The sequence below is a fragment of the Clavibacter sp. AC415 genome, from assembly GCF_979252985.1.
Map to the genome: position 1 here is coordinate 18,266 of NZ_CEEDAR010000016.1, position 20,464 is coordinate 38,729.

The 20,464-nt window shown below is 73.9% G+C and carries 14 protein-coding genes and 5 pseudogenes; all 19 read right to left on the reverse strand.

Going from position 1 to position 20,464, the window contains the following annotated elements:
- Positions 1 to 8: 8 nt before the first annotated feature.
- Positions 9 to 917: a guanylate kinase gene (gene gmk, locus ACZ411_RS07515; protein WP_464169657.1), complete on the reverse strand. Its 909-nt coding sequence runs from the start codon at positions 915 to 917 to the stop codon at positions 9 to 11.
- Positions 914 to 1,827 (reverse strand): annotated as a pseudogene (gene pyrF, locus ACZ411_RS07520) (orotidine-5'-phosphate decarboxylase). The gene gmk and the pseudogene pyrF overlap by 4 nt, the downstream one beginning before the upstream one ends.
- Positions 1,824 to 5,115: pseudogene (carB, locus tag ACZ411_RS07525) on the reverse strand (carbamoyl-phosphate synthase large subunit). The pseudogenes pyrF and carB overlap by 4 nt, the downstream one beginning before the upstream one ends.
- On the reverse strand, positions 5,115 to 6,284 hold the full coding sequence (gene carA / locus ACZ411_RS07530; RefSeq protein ID WP_464169659.1) for a glutamine-hydrolyzing carbamoyl-phosphate synthase small subunit: 1,170 nt from the start codon (positions 6,282 to 6,284) through the stop codon (positions 5,115 to 5,117). The pseudogene carB and the gene carA overlap by 1 nt, the downstream one beginning before the upstream one ends.
- A 5-nt stretch (positions 6,285 to 6,289) precedes the next feature.
- Complete coding sequence (locus ACZ411_RS07535; protein WP_464169661.1) at positions 6,290 to 6,817, reverse strand: PH-like domain-containing protein; 528 nt, start codon at positions 6,815 to 6,817, stop codon at positions 6,290 to 6,292.
- Entirely contained in the window at positions 6,814 to 8,256 is a 1,443-nt protein-coding gene (locus ACZ411_RS07540; protein WP_464169663.1) for a dihydroorotase, read from the reverse strand. Before ACZ411_RS07540 ends, ACZ411_RS07535 begins: the two co-directional genes overlap by 4 nt.
- Positions 8,253 to 9,209 carry an aspartate carbamoyltransferase catalytic subunit gene (locus ACZ411_RS07545; RefSeq protein ID WP_464169665.1) on the reverse strand — a complete coding sequence of 319 codons (957 nt, stop codon included), beginning with the start codon at positions 9,207 to 9,209 and terminating at the stop codon, positions 8,253 to 8,255. Before ACZ411_RS07545 ends, ACZ411_RS07540 begins: the two co-directional genes overlap by 4 nt.
- Positions 9,206 to 9,784, reverse strand: coding sequence for a bifunctional pyr operon transcriptional regulator/uracil phosphoribosyltransferase PyrR (gene pyrR / locus ACZ411_RS07550; protein ID WP_104343717.1), 579 nt, complete (start codon positions 9,782 to 9,784; stop codon positions 9,206 to 9,208). Before pyrR ends, ACZ411_RS07545 begins: the two co-directional genes overlap by 4 nt.
- Positions 9,785 to 9,934: 150 nt before the next feature.
- Complete coding sequence (acs, locus tag ACZ411_RS07555) at positions 9,935 to 11,986, reverse strand: acetate--CoA ligase (RefSeq protein WP_464169668.1); 2,052 nt, start codon at positions 11,984 to 11,986, stop codon at positions 9,935 to 9,937.
- 98 nt (positions 11,987 to 12,084) lie between these two features.
- Positions 12,085 to 12,921 carry an ABC transporter permease gene (locus ACZ411_RS07560; protein ID WP_464169670.1) on the reverse strand — a complete coding sequence of 279 codons (837 nt, stop codon included), beginning with the start codon at positions 12,919 to 12,921 and terminating at the stop codon, positions 12,085 to 12,087.
- Positions 12,918 to 13,971 (reverse strand): annotated as a pseudogene (locus tag ACZ411_RS07565) (aliphatic sulfonate ABC transporter substrate-binding protein). The gene ACZ411_RS07560 and the pseudogene ACZ411_RS07565 overlap by 4 nt, the downstream one beginning before the upstream one ends.
- Positions 13,972 to 14,107: 136 nt before the next feature.
- Positions 14,108 to 14,992, reverse strand: a complete 885-nt coding sequence (locus tag ACZ411_RS07570; RefSeq protein WP_464169672.1) for an ABC transporter ATP-binding protein — start codon at positions 14,990 to 14,992, stop codon at positions 14,108 to 14,110.
- 116 nt (positions 14,993 to 15,108) lie between these two features.
- Positions 15,109 to 15,522: a transcription antitermination factor NusB gene (gene nusB / locus ACZ411_RS07575; RefSeq protein ID WP_464169674.1), complete on the reverse strand. Its 414-nt coding sequence runs from the start codon at positions 15,520 to 15,522 to the stop codon at positions 15,109 to 15,111.
- Between the two features lie 3 nt (positions 15,523 to 15,525).
- Complete coding sequence (gene efp / locus ACZ411_RS07580; RefSeq protein ID WP_086513594.1) at positions 15,526 to 16,089, reverse strand: elongation factor P; 564 nt, start codon at positions 16,087 to 16,089, stop codon at positions 15,526 to 15,528.
- Between the two features lie 112 nt (positions 16,090 to 16,201).
- Complete coding sequence (locus ACZ411_RS07585; protein ID WP_094116026.1) at positions 16,202 to 16,642, reverse strand: type II 3-dehydroquinate dehydratase; 441 nt, start codon at positions 16,640 to 16,642, stop codon at positions 16,202 to 16,204.
- Between the two features lie 147 nt (positions 16,643 to 16,789).
- Positions 16,790 to 17,569 (reverse strand): annotated as a pseudogene (locus ACZ411_RS07590) (SDR family oxidoreductase); the annotation flags it as partial.
- Positions 17,566 to 18,711 (reverse strand): 3-dehydroquinate synthase, encoded by a 1,146-nt coding sequence (gene aroB / locus ACZ411_RS07595; protein ID WP_464169677.1) that lies wholly within the window; start codon positions 18,709 to 18,711, stop codon positions 17,566 to 17,568. The gene aroB and the pseudogene ACZ411_RS07590, both read right to left, overlap by 4 nt.
- Positions 18,708 to 19,199 (reverse strand): shikimate kinase, encoded by a 492-nt coding sequence (locus tag ACZ411_RS07600; RefSeq protein WP_464169679.1) that lies wholly within the window; start codon positions 19,197 to 19,199, stop codon positions 18,708 to 18,710. Before ACZ411_RS07600 ends, aroB begins: the two co-directional genes overlap by 4 nt.
- Positions 19,200 to 19,201: 2 nt before the next feature.
- Positions 19,202 to 20,441, reverse strand: a pseudogene (gene aroC / locus ACZ411_RS07605) (chorismate synthase).
- Between the last annotated feature and the right edge of the window lie 23 nt (positions 20,442 to 20,464).

Genomic DNA, 20,464 nt, shown 5'->3' on the forward strand with positions numbered 1-20,464 from the left:
GGTCCGGGTCACGGACCGACGGCCTTCCTGGTCTTCATCAACTCTACGACCTCGCGGGCGGCATCCGCGACATCGCGGTTGACGACCAGGTGGTCGAACTCGTCCTGGGCGGCCAGCTCGACCTTCGCGGTGTCCAGGCGGCGCTGCTGCTCCTCGGGCCCCTCCGTGCCGCGGCCGACCAGCCGGCGCACGAGCTCCTCCCAGGTGGGGGGCAGGAGGAACACGAGCCGGGCCTCCGGCATCGCGGCCCGCACCTGGCGCGCGCCCTGGATGTCGATCTCGAGCAGCACGCTGCGCCCCTCGGCCAGGGCGACGTCGATGGGCGCGCGGGGCGTGCCGTACCGGTGGGCGTTGTGCACCGTCGCCCACTCGAGGAGCTCGCCCCGCTCGACCATGCGGTCGAACTCGGCGTCGGAGACGAAGTAGTAGTTGACGCCCTCGACCTCGCCCGGCCGCGGCGCGCGGGTCGTGGCGGAGACCGAGAGGAGCACGTCGGGCTCGTTCTCGCGGATGAAGGTGGAGACGGTGCCCTTGCCGACGGCCGTGGGACCGGCGAGCACGACGAGGCGGCTCGGCTCGACGATCTGCTTCGCGGCCTGCCAGTCCTCGAGGAAGCGGGTGAGGCGCACGCGCTGGTGCACGCCGAGGCCGCCGAGGCGCTTGGCCGTGGAGATGCCGAGCTCCCCGAGGATCCGCTCGAGCTTGGTGGGGCCGATGTTCGGGATGCTGGTGAGGAACTCCGTCACGCGCAGCGTCGCCTCCGCGCGGTGCGCGGGGTCCGCGGACGCGTCGAGGACGCCGAGCGGCGTGCGGGCGCCGGTGACGATGTCGTTCTTGACCTGGGCGCGCGCCCGGCGGGCGGCGACGGCGGCCTGCGATGCGGCGACCCGGTCGACCTCGGGTGGTTCGGGCCTCATGGCAGCACCTCTTCGAGTCGTCCGGCGTGGTCGGTGACGGCCTCCGCGACACGCCGTGGCCCTGCCGCGAGGATACTCCGCGAGGCGCTCGCGACCACAACGCCCGCGGCGGGGCCGAACAGCTTCCGGACATCGCCGAGCAGCGCCCCCTGGTGCCCGAAGCCGGGCGCGAGGATCGGCGTGCGGGTCAGGCGGGCGAGGTCGAGCCCCGCGTCGGCCGGGTCGACGGTGGCGCCGATGACGAGCCCGAAGGCGCCTGGTCCGCCCGCCGGGTCGTCCCCGGGACCGTTGGCGGCGACGGCGGCGTCCTGGATGCCCCGGGCCACCGTGCGCGCGCTGGCGGAGGCGGCCGGGGCGTCGCCGGGGGCGGCCGGCGGAGGACGGCCCGCTGCAGGTCGCGGGCCTCCGGGTTCGAGGTGGCGGCGAGGACGAACACGCCCGCGCCCCACGCGTCGGCGGCGGCGCGGACGCCGTCGAGGGAGCCGACGCCCGTGTACGCGGTGAGGGTGACGGCGTCGGCCCGCAGCGGGCTGTCGGGCGCGAGCCAGGCGGCGCCGTACGCGTCGACCGTCGAGCCGATGTCGCCCCGCTTCGCGTCGGCGATCACGAGGAGGCCGGCGTCCCGGGCGGCCGCGAGGACGCGCTCGAGCGCGGCGTAGCCCGCGGATCCGTGCCGCTCGAAGAACGCGACCTGCGGCTTCACGATGCCGGCCCGGCCCGCCGTGGCCTCGACCACGCGGAGGCCGAACTCCTCGAGCCCGCGCGCGTCGTCGTCGAGCCCCCACGCGTCGAGCAGGGAGCGGTGCGGGTCGATGCCGACGCACAGGTGCCCGCGCTCCCGGAAGGCGCGGGCGAGGCGCGCGCCGAACGGCGGGGCGACCGCGGCCGCCCCGCCGTCGGCGGTCGTCACCTGCGGGCCTCGCGGGCGATCGCGTAGTCCTGCAGGCTCGTGACGTCGAAGCCGGCGCGGATCGCGTCGAACGACGCGACCGCGGCCGTGAGCTGCGCGATGGTCGTGAACAGCGGCTTGTCCGCCGCCACGGCCGCGGCGCGGATCTCGTAGCCGTCCGCGCGCGCCGTGCGGCCCGACGGGGTGTTGATGACGACGTCGACCTGGTCGCGGTTGATGAGGTCGACGATCGACGGGGAGTCGCCGTCCGCCGGGTCCTCGCTGTACTTGCGGACCACGCGCGCCTGGATCCCGTTGCGGCTGAGGATCTCGGCCGTGCCCTCGGTGGCGAGCACCTCGAAGCCCAGCTGCTGGAGCCGGAGCACGGGGAGGACGATGGAGCGCTTGTCGCGGTCGGCGACCGAGACGAACACCGTTCCCGACAGCGGGAGGCCGCCGAACGCCGCCTCCTGGCTCTTCGCGAACGCCCGCGGGAAGTCGCGGTCGATGCCCATGACCTCGCCCGTGGAGCGCATCTCCGGGCCGAGCACGGAGTCGACGATGAGGCCGTCCTTCGTGCGGAACCGCTTGAAGGGCAGCACGGCCTCCTTCACGGCGACGGGCGAGTCCATGGGCACGTCGGACCCGTCGCGCTCGGGCAGCAGCCCCGAGGCCCTGAGCTCCGCGATGGAGGTGCCGACCATGACGAGGGACGCGGCCTTGGCGAGCGGGATGCCGAGCGCCTTGGAGACGAACGGCACCGTGCGGCTCGCGCGCGGGTTCGCCTCGAGGACGTAGAGCACGCCCGCGCCGATCGCGAACTGCACGTTGAGGAGGCCGCGCACGCCCACGCCCTCGGCGATGGCGCGCGTCGCGTCGACGACCTGCTGGATCTGGCCGCGGCCGAGCGTCACGGGCGGCAGCGTGCAGCTCGAGTCGCCGGAGTGGATCCCGGCCTCCTCGATGTGCTCCATGACGCCGCCGACGTACAGCTCGGTGCCGTCGTAGATGGCGTCGATGTCGATCTCGATGGCGTCGTCGAGGAAGCGGTCGATGAGGAGCGGCCGGCCCGCGCCGATGATGCCCTGGTCGGCCATGCGCAGGAAGTAGTCGTGGAGCGTGGCCGTGTCGAACACGATCTCCATGCCGCGGCCGCCGAGCACGTAGCTCGGGCGGACGAGCACCGGGTAGCCGATGCCCTCCGCGACGACGACGGCCTCGTCGATGGCGGTGGCCGTGCCGTTCCGCGGTGCCACGAGCCCCGCGGCGTCGAGGATGCCGGAGAACAGGCCCCGCTCCTCCGCGAGGTCGATTGCCGAGGGGCTCGTGCCGAGGATCGGGACGCCCGCGGCCTCGAGGCCCTTGGCGAGCCCGAGCGCGGTCTGGCCGCCGAGCTGCACGACGACGCCGACCAGCTCGCCGGCCTGCTCCTCCGCGTGCACGATCTCCAGCACGTCCTCAAGCGTGAGCGGCTCGAAGTAGAGCCGGTCGCTCGTGTCGTAGTCGGTGGAGACGGTCTCCGGGTTGCAGTTGATCATGATGGTCTCGAACCCGGCCTCGGCCAGCGCCGAACGACGCGTGCACGCACGAGTAGTCGAACTCGATGCCCTGGCCGATGCGGTTCGGGCCCGAGCCCAGGATGATCACCTTGCGGCGCTCCGAGGGCACGATCTCCGTCTCGGAGTCGTAGCTGGAGTAGTGGTACGGCGTGAGGGCGGGGAACTCCCCCGCGCACGTGTCGACCGTCTTGAAGACCGGGCGGATGCCCGCCGCGTGGCGCGCGTCCCGCACGTCCTGCTCCGCGAGGCCGCGGATCTCGGCGATCTGCGCGTCGGAGAAGCCGTGGTCCTTCGCCTCGCGGAGGGTCTCCGCGTCGAGGGAGCCCGCGTCGCGCACGGCGTCGGCGACCTCGTTGATCAGCACGATCTGGTCGATGAACCAGGGGTCGATCTTCGTCGCGTCGAAGACCTGCTCCGCCGTGGCGCCCGCGCGGAGCGCCTGCTGCACCGTGACGATCCGGCCGTCGGTGGGCGTGCGGCTCACCTCGAGGAGCTCGTCGACCGAGCGGGTCTCGGGGCCCCAGTGGAACGACGACCCGCGCTTCTCCAGCGAGCGGAGCGCCTTCTGCAGCGCGGTCGAGTAGTTGCGGCCGATGGCCATCGCCTCGCCCACCGACTTCATGGTGGTCGTCAGCTCGGCGTCGGCGGCCGGGAACTTCTCGAACGCGAACCGCGGGACCTTGACGACCACGTAGTCGAGCGTGGGCTCGAAGCTCGCCGGCGTGACCTTCGTGATGTCGTTCGGGATCTCGTCGAGGCGGTACCCGATGGCGAGCTTCGCCGCGATCTTGGCGATGGGGAACCCGGTGGCCTTCGACGCGAGGGCGCTCGAGCGCGAGACGCGCGGGTTCATCTCGATGACGATGAGGCGGCCGTCGGCCGGGTCCACCGCGAACTGGATGTTGCAGCCGCCGGTGTCGACGCCCACCCGGCGGATGATGTCGATGCCGATGTCGCGCATGTGCTGGTACTCGCGGTCGGTGAGCGTGAGGGCGGGCGCGACCGTGATCGAGTCGCCCGTGTGCACGCCCACGGGATCGACGTTCTCGATGGAGCAGACGACGACCGTGTTGTCGGCCGTGTCGCGCATGAGCTCCAGCTCGTACTCCTTCCAGCCGAGGATCGACTCCTCGAGGAGCACCTCCGTGGTGGGGCTCGACTGGAGGCCGTCGGCGACCATGCGCTCGAGCTCCTGGCGCGTGTGCGCGAAGCCGGAACCGAGGCCGCCCATGGTGAACGACGGGCGGATGACGAGCGGGTAGCCGAGGTCCTCGGCGAACTCCACGGCCTGCTCGAGCGTCTTCGCGACGTGCGAGCGGGCGACGTCGGCGCCGGACTCGAGGACGAGGTCCTTGAAGAGCTGGCGGTCCTCGCCCTTCTGGATGGCCTCGACCTTCGCGCCGATGAGCTCGACGCCGTGCTTGGCGAGGATGCCGAGCTCGTCGAGCCGGATGGCCGCGTTGAGCGCGGTCTGGCCGCCGAGGGTGGGGAGCACCGCGTCCGGCCGCTCCTTGATGATGATCTTCTCCAGCACCTCGCTGGTGATCGGCTCGATGTACGTCGCGTCCGCGAAGTCCGGATCGGTCATGATCGTGGCCGGGTTCGAGTTCACGAGGATGACGCGCACGCCCTCCTCGCGGAGCACGCGGCAGGCCTGGGTGCCGGAGTAGTCGAACTCGGCCGCCTGCCCGATGACGATCGGCCCGGAGCCGATGACGAGGACGGAGTTGATGTCGGCGCGCTTGGGCATTACACGGTCTCCTGGGGGGTCGCGGCGGCGGGGGCGGTGCCCGACGCGTCGTGGATCAGCTCGATGAACCGGTCGAAGAGGTACGACGAGTCGTGGGGGCCAGCGGCCGCCTCCGGGTGGTACTGCACGGAGAAGGCGGGGATGTCGAGGCAGTTCAGCCCCTCCACGACCTGGTCGTTGAGCGAGACGTGGCTGACCTCGGCGCGGCCGAAGCCGGCGGGGGTGTCCACGGGGCCGTCGAGCGGCGCGGAGACCGCGAATCCGTGGTTCTGGCTCGCGATCTCGACGCGGCCGGTGCGGCGGTCGAGCACGGGCTGGTTGATCCCGCGGTGGCCGAAGGGCAGCTTGTAGGTGTCGAACCCGAGGGCCCGGCCGAGGAGCTGGTTGCCGAAGCAGATCCCGAAGAAGGGGATGCCCTTCCGCAGCACGTCCTGGAGGAGCTCCACGTGGTACTGCGAGGCCTCCGGGTCGCCGGGGCCGTTGGAGTAGAACACCGCGGTGGGCGCCAGCTCGGCGAGCTGCTCCGTCGTGATGGTCTGCGGCACCACGTGCACGTCCAGGCCGCGGGCGGCGAGGTGCTTGACGGTGGCGGTCTTGATGCCGAGGTCGAGCACCGCGACGGAGCCGACGCGCTCGCCCTCGGCGGGGATCGTGTACGTCTCCTGGGTGGAGACCTCGGCGGAGAGGTTGCGGCCGGCCATGTCGGGCGCCTGCCGCACCTGCGCGAGCTGCTCCTCGTCGCTGAGCGACGCCGCCTCGCCGGAGAACACGCCGGCGCGCATGGCGCCCTCGTCGCGGATGCGGCGGGTGACCGCGCGCGTGTCGATCCCGGAGATGCCGACGACGCCCTGGGCGACGAGGTCGTCCTCGAGCGTGCGGGTGCCCCGGAAGTTCGAGACCACCCGAGAGGGGTCGCGGACGACGTAGCCGGCGACCCAGATGCGGCGCGACTCCATGTCGTCGTCGTTCATGCCGGTGTTGCCGATGTGCGGCGCCGTCTGGAGCACGATCTGGCCCGCGTAGGACGGGTCGGTGATCGTCTCCTGGTAGCCGGTCATGCCGGTCGCGAAGACGGCCTCGCCGAGGCTGGTGCCGCGGGCGCCGTACGCGCGTCCGACGTACCTCCGTCCGTCCTCGAGTACCAGGACCGCCGGTTCGTGTCGGGCCATGTCGGTCACTTCCCTTCGTTGTCGTCGTCGTGCGCGGGGCGGGGGATGCGGTGGAGGGCGTCGACGAGCGCGGGCTTGTCGCGGGGGTCGATCACCCGGAGGTACGTGTCGACCTCGGTGCGGGCGGCCTCGTCGAGGACCCAGGTGACGGCCACGAGGCCGCCCTCCTCCACGACGCGGTCGATGGCGTAGGTCGCGAGGCCCGAGCCGGTGATCCGATCGGCGGGGAGGAGCACCTCGCGCTCGCCGTCGATCGCGAGCACGAGCCCGGCGTCGTGGACCCGGGCCGCGGCGCGGCCGCGGAACCCGAGGGGCGCGACGGTCAGCCGGTCGAGCGGCTGGCCGGCCGTGGTCGTGGCGACGTACAGCACGTCGACCTCCAGGGCCGGAGCGCCGAGACCGGCGGGCGGGCGCGGCGGCTCGGGCAGCGCGCCCTGGCGGCGGCGGCGCGCGCGCCAGCCGAGCGCCATGAGCGCGAGGAGCAGGAGGAGGAGCGCGATCACGGTGAGCGCCGGTCCGAGGCGGTCGCTCATGCGCCGGCGCTCCGCTGCGGCCCGGACGATGACCCGTCGCGCGCGTCGGCGTCGGCGCGGTCGCGGAGGACCGCGGCGCGGGCCACCGTCTCGCGGTCGACGAGCGCGCCGTCGAGCACCGTCGGGTAGCCGCGGTGGAATGTCGCGACGACGCGGCCGGGGAGCGTCATCTCCAGGTACGGGGAGTTGCCGCTGAGCCCGCCGAGGTCGTCGCGTCCGAAGACGCGGGAGGCGCGGGGGTCGTACAGCGTGATGTCGGCCGGGGATCCGCCCGCGAGGACGTGGCCGTGCTCCGCCAGGCGGCCGATGCGCGCGGGCGCGTGCGACATGACCCGCGCGACGCCCTGCCAGTCGAGCAGGCCCGTGTCGACCATCGCGAGCTGGACGACCGACAGCGCGGACTCGAGGCCGACCATGCCGAACGCGGCCGCGTCCCACTCGCAGTCCTTCGCCTCGACGGGGTGGGGCGCGTGGTCCGTGGCCACCACGTCGATGGTGCCGTCGGCGAGTGCGAGGCGGAGCGCCTCCACGTCCTCGCGGCGGCGCAGCGGCGGGTTCACCTTGTAGCGCGCGTCGTAGCCCGCGACCAGGTCCTCGGTGAGCAGCAGGTGGTGGGGCGTGACCTCGGCGGTCACGTCGACGCCGCGGGCCTTGGCCCAGCGGATGACGTCGACCGAGCCGGCCGTGGAGACGTGGCAGACGTGGAGGCGGGATCCGACGTGCTCGGCGAGCAGCACGTCGCGCGCGATGATCGACTCCTCGGCGACCGCGGGCCAGCCCGTGATGCCCAGCTCGCCCGACAGCGCGCCCTCGTTCATGGTCGCGCCCTCGGTGAGGCGCGGGTCCTGCGCGTGCTGCGCGATGACGCCGTCGAACGCCTTCACGTACTCCAGCGCGCGGCGCATGAGGAGCGGGTCGGAGACGCACTTCCCGTCGTCCGAGAAGACGCGGACGGCGGCGCGGCTGGCGGCCATGGCGCCGATCTCCGCCATCGACTCCCCCGCGAGGCCGACCGACACGGCGCCGATGGGCCGCACGGTGGCGTAGCCGGCCGCGTCGCCGAGCGCCTTGACCTGCTCGACCACGCCCGCCGTGTCCTGCACGGGCATCGTGTTGGCCATCGCGAAGACCGCCGTGAACCCGCCGAGGGCCGCCGCGCGGGATCCGGTGAGCACCGTCTCGCTCTGCTCGTAGCCGGGCTCGCGCAGGTGCACGTGCAGGTCGACGAGGCCGGGCAGCGCCACGAGCCCGTCGGCCTCGACGACGCGGGCGCCGGCCGGCGCCGGGAGGTCGGGGCCGATCTCGCGGATCAGCCCGTCGGCGACGAGGATGTCGGCGCGCTCGCCCGAGGGCAGGGTCGCGCCGCGGATCAGGTGGGCGTCGCCCGGTGTCGTCGCGCCCTGGACCGTGTCGTCGTGGATCGTGTCGTTCTGGGTCATCGGTCGGCCTTCCCGTCGCCGGACAGCAGGAGGTACAGGACGGCCATGCGCACCGAGACGCCGTTGGCGACCTGCTCGCGCACCGTGGACCTCTCCGAGTCGGCGGCGGCGGCGGATATCTCGAGCCCGCGGTTCATGGGCCCCGGGTGCATGACGATCGTATCGGGCCCGAGCAGCGCCAGCCGCGCGTCGTCGAGTCCCCAGATGCGCGCGTACTCGCGCGGGTTCGGGAAGAAGGCCGCGCGCATGCGCTCCGCCTGGATGCGGAGCATCATGACCGCGTCCGGCCGTCCCTCGACGAGCGCCGCGTCGAGGTCGTAGTGGACGGTCACCGGCCACGAGCCGACCCCCACGGGCACGAGCGTGGGCGGCGCGACGAGGGTGACCTCGGCGCCGAGCGTCGTCAGGAGCCAGGCGTTCGAGCGGGCGACCCGCGAATGGAGGATGTCGCCGACGATGAGGACGCGCGCGCCGTCGAGGCCCCTCCCCCGGGCAGCCGAGCCGTGCAGCCGGCGGCGGATGGTGAACGCGTCGAGCAGGGCCTGCGTGGGGTGCTCGTGCGTCCCGTCGCCCGCGTTCACGATGCCGGCGTCGATCCAGCCGCTGCCCGCGAGCGTGTGCGGCGCGCCGGAGGACGGGTGGCGGACGACGACGCCGTCGGCGCCCATGGCCTGCAGGGTCTGCGCGGTGTCCTTCAGGCTCTCGCCCTTGGAGACGCTCGAGCCCTTGGCGCTGAAGTTGATGACGTCCGCCGAGAGCCGCTTGGCGGCGGCCTCGAACGAGATGCGGGTGCGGGTCGAGTCCTCGAAGAACAGGTTCACCACAGTGCGGCCGCGCAGCGCCGGCGTCTTCTTGATCTCGCGCGTGCCCACGTCGGACATGTCCTCCGCGACGTCGAGGATGCGGACGGCCTCGTCGCGCGACAGGTCGCGGGTGGAGAGCAGGTGCCTCACGATGCGGCCTCCCGCCGGGCGGGCACCGACGCGTCGTCGGGGCCCTCGATGGTCACGGCGTCCTCGCCGTCGATCTCGTCGAGCCGCACGAAGATGCGCTCGGCGAGGCTCGACGGCAGGTTCTTGCCCACGAAGTCGGCGCGGATGGGGAGCTCCCGGTGCCCGCGGTCGACGAGCGCCGCGAGGCGCACGGCCGTCGGGCGGCCGAGGTCGCCGATCGCGTCGAGGGCCGCGCGGACCGTGCGGCCGGAGAAGAGCACGTCGTCGACGAGCACGACGGTGCGGCCGTCGACCCCGGCCGCGGGCAGGAGCGTGGGCGCCGGCGCGCGGGTGGGGTTCCGCTGCAGGTCGTCGCGGTACATCGTGACATCGAGCGAGCCGACCAGGTCGGCGGGGGCGTCGGGCTCGAGGCGGGCGATGATCCGGCCGATGCGCTCCGCGAGGACGGTGCCGCGCGTGGGGATCCCGAGGAGCAGCAGGCCGGCGGGGCCGCGGTTCGACTCGAGGATCTCGTGGGCGATGCGCGTGAGCGCACGGGTGATGTCAGAGGGCTGCAGCACGATGCGCTGAGGCAATCCGACCTCCTTCCCCGCCTCTCGGGACGGATGTTAAAGGTGGTCTGTTCCGCCGGTCACTCTAGCGGGTGGGCACCCGCCGGCGCGCCGCGGGGCGTCCCCCGCGCGTGTCCGTCGCGCCCGTCCGACGCCGGCCGCCCGCGCCGGGACTCAACCGTCCGACGCGTCGAGCACCGCGCGGATCCGCCCGAGGACGGCGGCGTCCTGGAGGCTCGTGGCGTCCCCGAGGGTCCGGCCCTCGACGAGGTCGGCGAGGAGGCGCCGCATGATCTTGCCCGAGCGCGTCTTCGGCACGTCCGGCACCACGACGATCCGCCGCGGCTTCGCGACGGGCCCGATGACCCGGGCGACGTGCGCCGTGAGCTCCGGCCCGAGCGACGCGGCGAGCGCGTGCCAGCCCGCCGCGTCGTCGTCCGCGGGCCGATCGTCGCCCGGTGGCACCACGAACGCGACCACGCGCTGCCCGGTGAGGTCGTCGGCGACGCCCGTCACGCCGGCCTCGGCGACGCGCGGGTGCGCGACGAGCGCCGACTCGATCTCGATGGTCGACAGCCGGTGGCCGGAGACGTTCACGACCTCGTCGATGCGGCCCTGGAGCGCGATGTCGCCGTCGCCGTCGCGTCGGGCGCCGTCGCCCGCGAGGAACCACCCGCGGTCGGCGAAGCGCTCCCAGTACGCGCTCCGGTAGCGGTCCGGGTCGCCCCAGACCGTGCGCGCCATCCCGGGCCAGGGTCGCTGGATCACGAGGAGGCCCGACTCCCCCGGGGCCGTCTCCTCGCCGTCGTCGTCGACCACGGCCACACGGAACCCGGGCAGCGCGCGGCCCGCGGCACCCGGCTTCAGCGTCGAGACGCCAGGGAGGGGCGCGATGACGGCGGCGCCCGTCTCGGACTGCCACCACGTGTCCACCACGGGCGCCCTCCCGCCGCCGATCTCGCGGTGGAACCACCGCCACGCGGCCGGGTTGATCGCCTCTCCTACCGACCCCAGCAGACGGACGCTCGACAGGTCGTGCCCCGCGACGCCGTCGGGGAACCAGCTCATGAGCGAGCGGATGAGCGTGGGCGCCGTGTAGTAGGTCGTCACCCCGTAGCGCGCGATGATCTCCAGGTGCCGGCCGCGGTGGGGCGTGTCGGGCGTGCCCTCGTAGATCACCTGCGTGAGGCCGTTGGAGAGCGGTCCGTAGATCTCGTAGGTGTGCGCGGTGACCCAGGCGAGGTCGGCCGTGCACCAGTGGACGTCGTCGGGCTTCGCGTCGAAGTGGGCCCAGTGCGCCCACGACGCGTGGGTGAGGTAGCCGCCGGAGGTGTGCACGAGGCCCTTGGGGCGGCCGGTGGTGCCGGAGGTGTAGATGATGAAGAGCGGGTGCTCGGCGTCGAAGCTCTCCGGTGCGTGCTCGGGCGACGCGGATCCGACCGCGTCGTGCCACCAGACGTCGCGGCCCGCGGTCCACGGCACGTCCTGGCCCGTGCGGCGGACGACGAGCACGTGCTCGATCGACACCACGTCCGCGACGGCCTCGTCGGCCTGCGGCTTGGTGGCGACGGCCGTGCCGCGGCGGTTCTGGCCGTCGCTCGTGATGAGGAGCTTCGCGCCCGTGTCCTCCACCCGGAAGCGCAGCGCCTCCGCGGAGAAGCCGCCGAAGACGAGCGAGTGCACGGCGCCGATGCGGGCGACCGCGAGCGTGGCGACGATCGTCTCGACGAGCACGGGCAGGTAGATCACGACGCGGTCGCCGGGGCCGATGCCGAGGGCGGTCAGCGCGTTCGCGGCGCGCGAGACCTCCTCCTGGAGGTCCCGGTACGTGACGGTGCGGCGGTCGCCGGGCTCGCCCTCGAAGTGCAGCGCGACCGCGTCGCCGCGGCCGGCGGACACGTGCCGGTCGACGCAGTTGGCGGCGACGTTCAGGCGGCCGCCGGCGAACCAGGTGGCCGCGGGGACCTGCGGGCTGCCGTCCTCGGCGATGGGCGGGAGCCAGGTGCGGGCCGTGTGCCAGGGCGTCTCCCAGTCGAGGCGGCGGGCGGCCTCCTCCCAGAAGGCGACCGGATCCGCCTCGGCGCGCGCGTACGCCTCCGCGCCGACGTTGGCGGACGCGGCGAGCGCGGCGGGCGGCGGGAACGAGGCCGGGCCCGCGGTCGCGGCGTCGCCGTCCGAGGGGTCCAGGGGGGTGGCGTCGGCCTGCTCGGTGCGCGGGGAGGTCATGCGACGACGCTACGTGCGCCCCGCGGAGGACCCGCAACCGGGATCGTCACGCGGGGACACACGGCGCGGGAGCCGCTGCCGAGGAGCCGCTGCCGGCGTCAGCCCCAGCGGCGGACGAGCACGCGCTCGATGAGGCCCACCACGGCGTCCGTGACCGCGCCCAGCACGGCGAGCAGGACGATGGCCAGGAGCACGCGGTCCACCCGGCCGTTGCTCGACGACTCCGTGAGCAGGTAGCCGAGCCCCATCGAGGCGGCGAGCAGCTCGGCGGCGACGAGGAACAGCCACGACTGCGCGAGGGCGAGGCGGAGGCCGGAGACGACGGCGGGGAGCACGGCGGGCAGCTGCACGGTGACGAGCAGCGGGATCCGACGCAGCCCGAACGCGCGCCCCACCTCCACGAGGTGCGGGTCGACGTGGCGGAGCGCCCCGGCGACGGTCGTGTAGACGGGGAACAGGGCGCCGATCGCCACGAGGGTCACCTTGGAGTCCTCGTTGATCCCCATCCAGAGCAGGAGCAGCGGCACCCACGCGAGCGACGGGACGGTGCGGAAGGCGCCGGCGGTCGGCGCGAGGAGGAGCCGGCCGATGCGGGAGAGGCCCACCACGGCGCCGAGCACGAGTCCCACCGTCGCGCCGAGGGCGAACCCGAGGAGGACGCGCTGCAGGGAGATGGCGACGTACTGGCCGAGGATCCCCTGCTCGGCGAGCTCGACCCCCGCCCGTACGACGTCGAGCGGCGCGGGCAGCAGGTGGGCGGGGACGGCGCCGGTCGCGGTGACCACCGCCCAGAGCCCGACGACCAGGAGCGGGACGACGGCGCCGACGGCCGTGCGCACGAGGGCGCCGCGCGCGGTGCGGCGGGTCGTCGGCAGCGCGGCCCCGCCCTCCTCGACGGGCGCATCCGCGCGCGGGGCCGTGCCGAGGGCGGTCATCCGGCCGCCCCGGCGGCGTCCGCGGACTCCGCGTACTGCGGCTCGAACAGCTCGTCGAGCGCCCGGTCGACCCGCGCCTGGTCGGGGACGTCGCCGGACTCGACGAGGATCGGGCCGACGCGCTCGAGCACGGCGCGCTGGTCCTCGCCGGGGACGGGGTCGACGCCGAGGTTCGTGCGGTCGATGACGGTGGACGCGACGGCGGGGTCGATGGCGGCTGCCTCGGCGAGGATCGCCGCGGTCTCGTCCGGATGCTCGACCGCCCAGGCGCGGGCCTCCTCGTACGCGTCGACGACGGCCTGCGCGAGGTCGGGCGACGCGTCGAGGAACGACTGGGTGGCGTTGAGGAAGCCGTAGGTCGCGAAGTCGACGTTGCGGTACAGGAGCGTCGAGCCCGCCTCCGCCTGGCTCGCGGCCATGAGCGGGTCCAGCCCGGACCACGCGTCGACGGAGCCGTTCTCGAGCGCGGCGCGGCCGTCGGCGTGCTGGAGGTTCTGGATGGTCACGTCGGACACGGGGATGTCGGCCTCCTCGAGCGTCTGCAGCAGGAAGAAGTAGGGGTCGGTGCCCTTCGTGGCGGCGATGTCGGCGCCCCGCAGCTGGTCGACGCTCGTGATCGGCGAGCCCTCCGGCACGACGATCGCGGTCCACTCGGGCTGCGAGTACACGTCGATCGTGCGGATGGGAGAGCCGTTCGCCCGGGCGAGGAGCGCCGCGGATCCCGCGGTGGAGCCGACGTCCACGGCGCCCGCGCGGAGCAGCTCGTTGGCCTTGTTCGGAGCCCGCGGACTGGACCCAGTCGACCGTCACGTCGGATCCGAGGCGCGCCTCGAGGAGGCCCTGGTCCTTCACGATGAGGCTCAGCGGGTTGTAGGTGGCCCAGTCGACGGTGAGCGTGTCGGCGCTCCAGCCGGCCGGGTCCGCCGAGGTGGCGGCGGCGGGGGCGACGGACGAGCCCTCCCCGGCGGCGCAGCCCGCGAGGAGCATCACGGCGGCGCTCGCGAGCGCGAGGGTCGGGAGGGTGGATCTGCGGGGCAGGAGACGGGTCACGGTGGGTCCTCGGGTGCTGTGCCGGCGGCGATCGTGCGGGCGGCGGGTCGGGTGGTGCGGGAGCGTGCGGGCGGGTACGGGAACGGGAGCCCGGCGGACGCGGCTCGGCGTCCCGGGCCGGGCGAGCGCCGGCGTGTCAGCGGGTCGCGCGGTGTCCCGGCACGCCGAGACCCTCGAGCAGCTCCGCGCGGAGGGCGGCCAGGGTGGCGTCCCCGCGGTCGCGGGGTCGGGATCCCGGCACCTCGAGCACGCGGCGGACGGTCGCGCCCGGTGCGGCCCCGGGAGCGGGATCCGGTCCCAGCAGCACCACGCGGTCGGCGAGGTGGAGCGCCTCGTCGACGTCGTGCGTGACGAGGAGGACCGTGGTCGGGATGGCGGCGTGCACGTCGAGCAGGAGGTCCTGCATCCGCAGCCGGGTGAGCGCGTCGAGCGCGCCGAAGGGCTCGTCGAGCACGAGGACGCGCGGTCGCCGGGCGAGCGCGCGGGCGAGGGAGGCCCGCTGCGCCATGCCGCCGGACACCTGCCGTGGGCGGAGGTCGGCGGCCTCGGCGAGTCCCGTGAGATCGAGCAGCTCGCGGACGCGGGCGTCGCCCTCCTCACGCGGCACGTCGCGGGGCAGGCCGAGGCGCACGTTGGCGCGGATGGTGCGCCAGGGCAGCAGGCGCGGCTCCTGGAAGGCGACCGCGGAGCGCTGGTCGACCTCCTGCACGGGCGTGCCGTCGATGCGGAGCGATCCGGTGTCCGGGCGGTCGAGACCGCTCACCTGGCGGAGGAGGGTCGACTTGCCGCAGCCGGACGGCCCGAGGACGGCCACGACGTCGCCGGCCGCGAGGTCCATGTCGACGTCGCGGAGGACGGTGCGTCGCGCACGGGAGCCCTCGACGGGGAAGGAGCGGCCGATCCCCCGGAGCTCGACGGCGCCGGCCGAGCCCGGTGCCGCGGCGTGCGGCGCCGGCGCGGGCGACGGGACCGGCGCGGGCGGCGCCTGGTCGGAGCGCGAGGCGGAGGCGGTGACGGGCATGACCCGACGCTAGGGCGGCCCGCCCGCCGTCGGATGCCGTGGCGTCACACGCCGTCGCGCGACGACACGCGGCGTAACGCGACGCCCGGCGTGTGCTGCCGGGCCATCCGGACGGGTCAGGCCTGCGCGGCCGCGATCCGGGCGAGCATGCCGTTCACGAACGACGCGGACTCGTCCGCGCCGAGCGACGACGCGAGGTCGACGCTCTCCGAGATGGCGACGCCGTCGGGCACGTCGGCGTTGAAGAGGATCTCCCAGATGCCGATGCGCAGGATCGCGCGGTCGACCGCGGGCATGCGGGCGAGCGTCCAGTTGACCGAGTACGTCTCGATGAGCTCGTCGATCTCGTCCTGGTGCTCGACGAAACCCTCGGCGATCTCGCGGGCGTACTGCCACGAGGCCTGGCGATCGGGCTCGGCGGCGGCGCGCTTCTGCTCGACCGCGAGGGTCGCGGGGATCGTCTCCCCGCGGATGTCGGCGACGTAGAGGACGTCGAGGGCGCGCTTGCGCGCCTTGGTGCGTGCGCTCACGGGTCAGTCGGTGACGCGGCCGAGGTAGTCGCCCGTGCGGGTGTCCACCTTGACGCGCGTGCCCTGCTCGAGGAAGAGCGGGACCTGGATCTGGTGCCCGGTCTCGACCGTGGCGGGCTTGGTGCCGCCCGTCGAGCGGTCGCCCTGGAGGCCCGGCTCCGTGTACGTGATGGTCAGCACGACCGACGCGGGCAGCTCGACGTAGAGGCCCTCGCCGTTGTGCAGCGCGACCGTGACGCTCTGGTTCTCGAGCATGAAGTTCTTCGCGTCGCCGACCTGCGCCGCGGACAGCGTGATCTGGTCGTAGTCGCTCGTGTCCATGAACACGAAGTTCTCGCCGTCGGCGTAGAGGTACTGGAAGTCGCGGCGATCGACCGTCTCGGTCTCGATCTTCGCGCCCGCGTTGAACGTGCGGTCGACGACCTTGCCGCTCATGACGTTCTTGACCTTGGTGCGCACGAACGCGCCGCCCTTGCCCGGCTTCACGTGCTGGAACTCGATGACGGTCCACAGCTGGCCGTCCATGTTGAGGACGACGCCGTTCTTGATGTCAGCGGTAGAGGCCATTGCGGGGAGGGTCCTTGCCTGTTCGACGAGCGGGATGCGGCGGTCGAGCGGCCGCGCGGAGGATCCGGCTCCGCGGCCCGACGGGGCGCGTGCGGGGATCCGAGGGATCAGCCTAACGGGTGCCGGTCACCACGTGCGCGAGCGCCAGGAGGTACGACCCCGTCCCGAGGCCCGCGATGACGCCCGTGGCGACGGGCGAGATGACGCTCTGGTGGCGGAACTCCTCGCGCGCGTGCGGGTTCGAGATGTGCACCTCGATGAGCAGGAGGCCGGCCTTCGTGACGAGCGCCGCGGCGTCGCGGAGCGCGTACGAGTAGTGCGTGAAGGCGGCCGGGTTCATGATCACGGGCGTCGCGGTGTCGACGGCCTCGTGCAGCCACCCGATGAGCGTCGCCTCGTCGTCGGTCTGCCGCAGGTCGATCTCGACGTCGTCGGGGGCGAACGCGACGAGCTCCCGGCGGAGGTCCTCCAGCGACCCGGTTCCGTAGACGTCGGGCTCGCGGCTGCCGAGCCGTCCGAGGTTGGGGCCGTTGAGGACGAGCACGCGTGACATGGATCCAGCCTAGGGGCGCTCCCGGTACCGGGCACGCGACGCCACCTGCGGCGCACGGCTGCCTCCGTGAGGAGCGCCGGCGCTGACGTCGTGCGCCCCGGCCGCCGGCGATGCTCGGAGGCCGCCCTCAGGATGCGGGCGGCTGCAGCCGACGCTCTGGCCGCCGTCGGAGCGGATGCGCTGCCCGTTGATCCAGCCGCCCTCCGCCGAGAGCAGGAAGCACACGAGCGCCGCGGCGTCGCGGGGCTCGGCGAGCCGTCCGCGCGGCGTCGTCTCGCGCAGGCTCTCGCGGATCTCCGGCGTGAACCAGCCCGTGTCGGTGGGTCCGGGATCGACGAGGTTGGCGGTGATCCTCGCGTCCTCCAGCTCACGGGCGGCCGCGATGACGATGCGGTCGAGCGCGGCCTTGCTGGCGCCGTAGGGCACGTTGCCGACGACGTGGTCGCTCGTGAGCGCGACGATGCGACCGGCGCCCGGCACCGCGCGGTACCGGCGGGCGAAGCCCTGGACGAGCTGGAGCGAAGCCCGCACGTTCACGGCCAGGTGCCGGTCCAGGCTCTCCACGCTGGTCTCCAGCAGGGCGCTGTCGACCGACTCGGCGTGGCTCAGCACGAGGGCGGTGAGCGGCCCGAGCTCCCGCTCGACCTCGTCGAGGATCCGCTCCGCGGCGTCCGTGTTCACGAGGTCGGCCTCGACGGCGTGCGCCCGGCCGCCCGCGCGCTCCACGGCTTCGGCGACGCGCGCCGGGTCCTCCGGCTGACGGCCCCACGGCATGCGGGCGTCGTAGTCCGACCAGTACGTGAAGGCGACGTCCCAGCCGCCGAGCGCCAGGTCCTCGGCGATGGCCGCCCCGATGCCGGAGACGCGGCCGACGCCCGTGACCAGCGCGACGGGCCGCGGCGCGTCCGGATGCGCGGGATCCGTCACGAGCCGATCTCCTGGTACGCGGCGAAGAGCAGCGCCTCCTCGGGCCCGTTGAGCACGCTGGCCCGGCCGACGCCGTCGAGCACGATGAACCGCATCATGTCGCCGCGGGCCTTCTTGTCGCGCTTCATCGAGGCCACGAGCGTGGGCCAGCGCCCGACCGGGTAGCTGGTGGGGAGGTCGAGCGAGTCGAGGATCCGCCGGTGCCGGTCGACGGCCTCGTCGGACAGGGTGCGCGTGAGGCGCGACAGCTCGGCCGCGAACACCATGCCCACGGCGACCGCCGCGCCGTGCCGCCACCGGTAGCGCTCGGCGTGCTCGATGGCGTGGCCGAGCGTGTGGCCGTAGTTCAGGATCTCGCGGCGGCCCTTCTCCGTGAAGTCCTCGCCGACGACCTCCGCCTTCATCGCGATCGCGAGCTCGACGACGCGCCGGAACTCGGGACTCGTGGTGTCGGTGACGCGCGCCACGTCGGCCTCGATGATGTCGAGGATCTCGGGGACGGCGATGAACCCCGCCTTCACGATCTCCGCGAAGCCGGTCACGATCTCGTTCCGGGGCAGGGTCGCGAGCAGGTCGAGGTCCACCACCACGGCGGTCGGCGCGTAGAACGCGCCCACGAGGTTCTTGCCCTCGGACGTGTTGATGCCGGTCTTCCCGCCGACGGCCGCATCGACCATGGCGAGGACCGTGGTGGGGACCTGGATGAGCATGACCCCGCGCAGCCACGTCGCGGCGACGAACCCGCCGAGGTCGGTCGTGGCACCGCCGCCGAGGGTGATGACCGCGTCGGAGCGCGTGAAGTCGGTGGTGCCCATGATCTTCCAGCAGAACGCCGCGACCTCCACCCGCTTCGCGCCCTCCGCGTCGGGCACCTCCGCGAGGTACACCTCCACGTCGCCCTGCAGGCGCTCCCGGAGACGCGACGCCTCCTCGGACAGGGCCGGGGCGTGGACGATGAGCACCTTCCGCACCCGCGGGCCGAGCAGCGTGCCGATCCCCTGCACGAGGCCCCGGCCGACGGTCACGTCGTATCCGGGGGTGCCGGAGACGCGGATCACGGTGGCGGCGTCGGGCTCGGACGCCGCGGCGAGGGGAGCCGCGTCTCCGGGGCGGGCGGTCTCGGGCGCGTTCTGGTCGGTCATGGCTGCCTCTCCCGGGCGAAGCGCTCGATCTCGCGGACGATGCGCGGGAGCGGGCGGTCGGAGGTGTCGATGGTCAGGTCGGCGAGCGAGCGGTACAGCCCCTCGCGGTCGGCGAGGATGCGGCGCCAGCTCTCGAGGCCGTCGACGAGCGGGCGGTCGTCGCCGCGGATCCGCGCGCGGACGGCCCGCTCGCTCACGGTGAGCAGCACGACGCGGCAGGCCTCCAGGTCGGCACGCGTCGCGAGGTCGAGGACGGCGCCCCCGCCGAGCGAGACCACGCCGTCCTCCGCGAGGGCGGCGGCGACCGCCGTGCGCTCGAGCTCGCGGAACCTCGGCTCGCCGTGCTCGCGGAAGATGTCGGCGATGGATCCGTGCGCCTCGACGATCGCGCGGTCCGTGTCGGTGAACGGCACGTCGAGGGCCTTGGCGACACGACGGCCGACCGTGGTCTTGCCCGCTCCGGGCGGGCCGATCAGGACGACCGGCACGGTCAGGCCTCGGGCGCCGCCGGCGGAGCGGCGTCCGCCTCGTCCACGAGGTCGGCGCCCGTGCGGCGGCCCTCGGGGATCGCGTCGAGGTAGCCGCGGAGGTTCCGCAGGGTCTCGCCCACGGAGTCGCCGCCGAACTTCTCCAGCACGGCGTCGGCGAGGGTCAGCGCGACCATGGCCTCGGCGACGACGCCGGCGGCGGGCACGGCGCACACGTCGGAGCGCTGGTGGTTCGCGGGAGCGGCGCCGCCCGTGGCGGTGTCGATGGTCCGCAGCGCCCGGGGCACGGTGGCGATCGGCTTCATGCCGGCGCGGACCCGGAGGACCGTGCCCGTGCTCATGCCGCCCTCGGTGCCTCCGGCGCGGTCGGTCGACCTGCCGATGCCCGCCGCCGTGCTGAACAGCTCGTCGTGCGCCTCGGATCCGCGGCGCGTGGTGGTGAGGAAGCCGTCGCCGACCTCGACGCCCTTGATCGCCTGGATGCCCATGAGCGCCGCCGCGAGCTTGGAGTCGAGGCGGCGGTCCCAGTGCACGTGCGAGCCGAGGCCCGGCGGCAGGTCGTAGGCGAGGACCTCGACGACGCCGCCGACCGTGTCGCCGCTCTGCTTGGTGTCGTCGACCTCGGCGACCATGCGGGCGCTCGTCTCGGCGTGGAAGCAGCGCAGCGGATCCGCGTCCAGCGCGTCCACGTCGGCCGGCGTCGGCAGCGGCGCGCCCTCGGGGACGCGGACGGGGCCGATGGACAGCGTGTGGCTGACGAGCGTGATCCCGAGCTCCGCGAGGAACGCCCGCGCCACGGCGCCGAGGGCGACGCGGGCGGCGGTCTCGCGGGCGCTGGCGCGCTCGAGCACGGGACGCGCCTCGTCGAAGTCGTACTTCTGCATGCCCACGAGGTCGGCGTGGCCGGGGCGTGGACGCGTGAGGGCCGCGGCGCGCGCGCCCTGCAGCTTCTCGGGATCGACCGGCTCGGGGCTCATGACGTCGACCCACTTCGGCCACTCCGTGTTGCCGATGCGCACGGCGATGGGGCTGCCGAGGGTCCGCCCGTGGACGACGCCCGTGGAGAGGCTCAGCTCGTCCTGCTCGAAGCCCATGCGCGCGCCGCGGCCGTAGCCCAGCTTGCGACGGGCGAGGTCGGCGCGGATGCCGTCGAGGCTGACGGGCACGCCCGCGGGCAGGCCCTCCAGGACGGCGATGAGTTCGGGGCCGTGGGATTCCCCCGGCGGTGAGCCAACGCAGCATGGCCCCATCCTCCCACAGCGGCA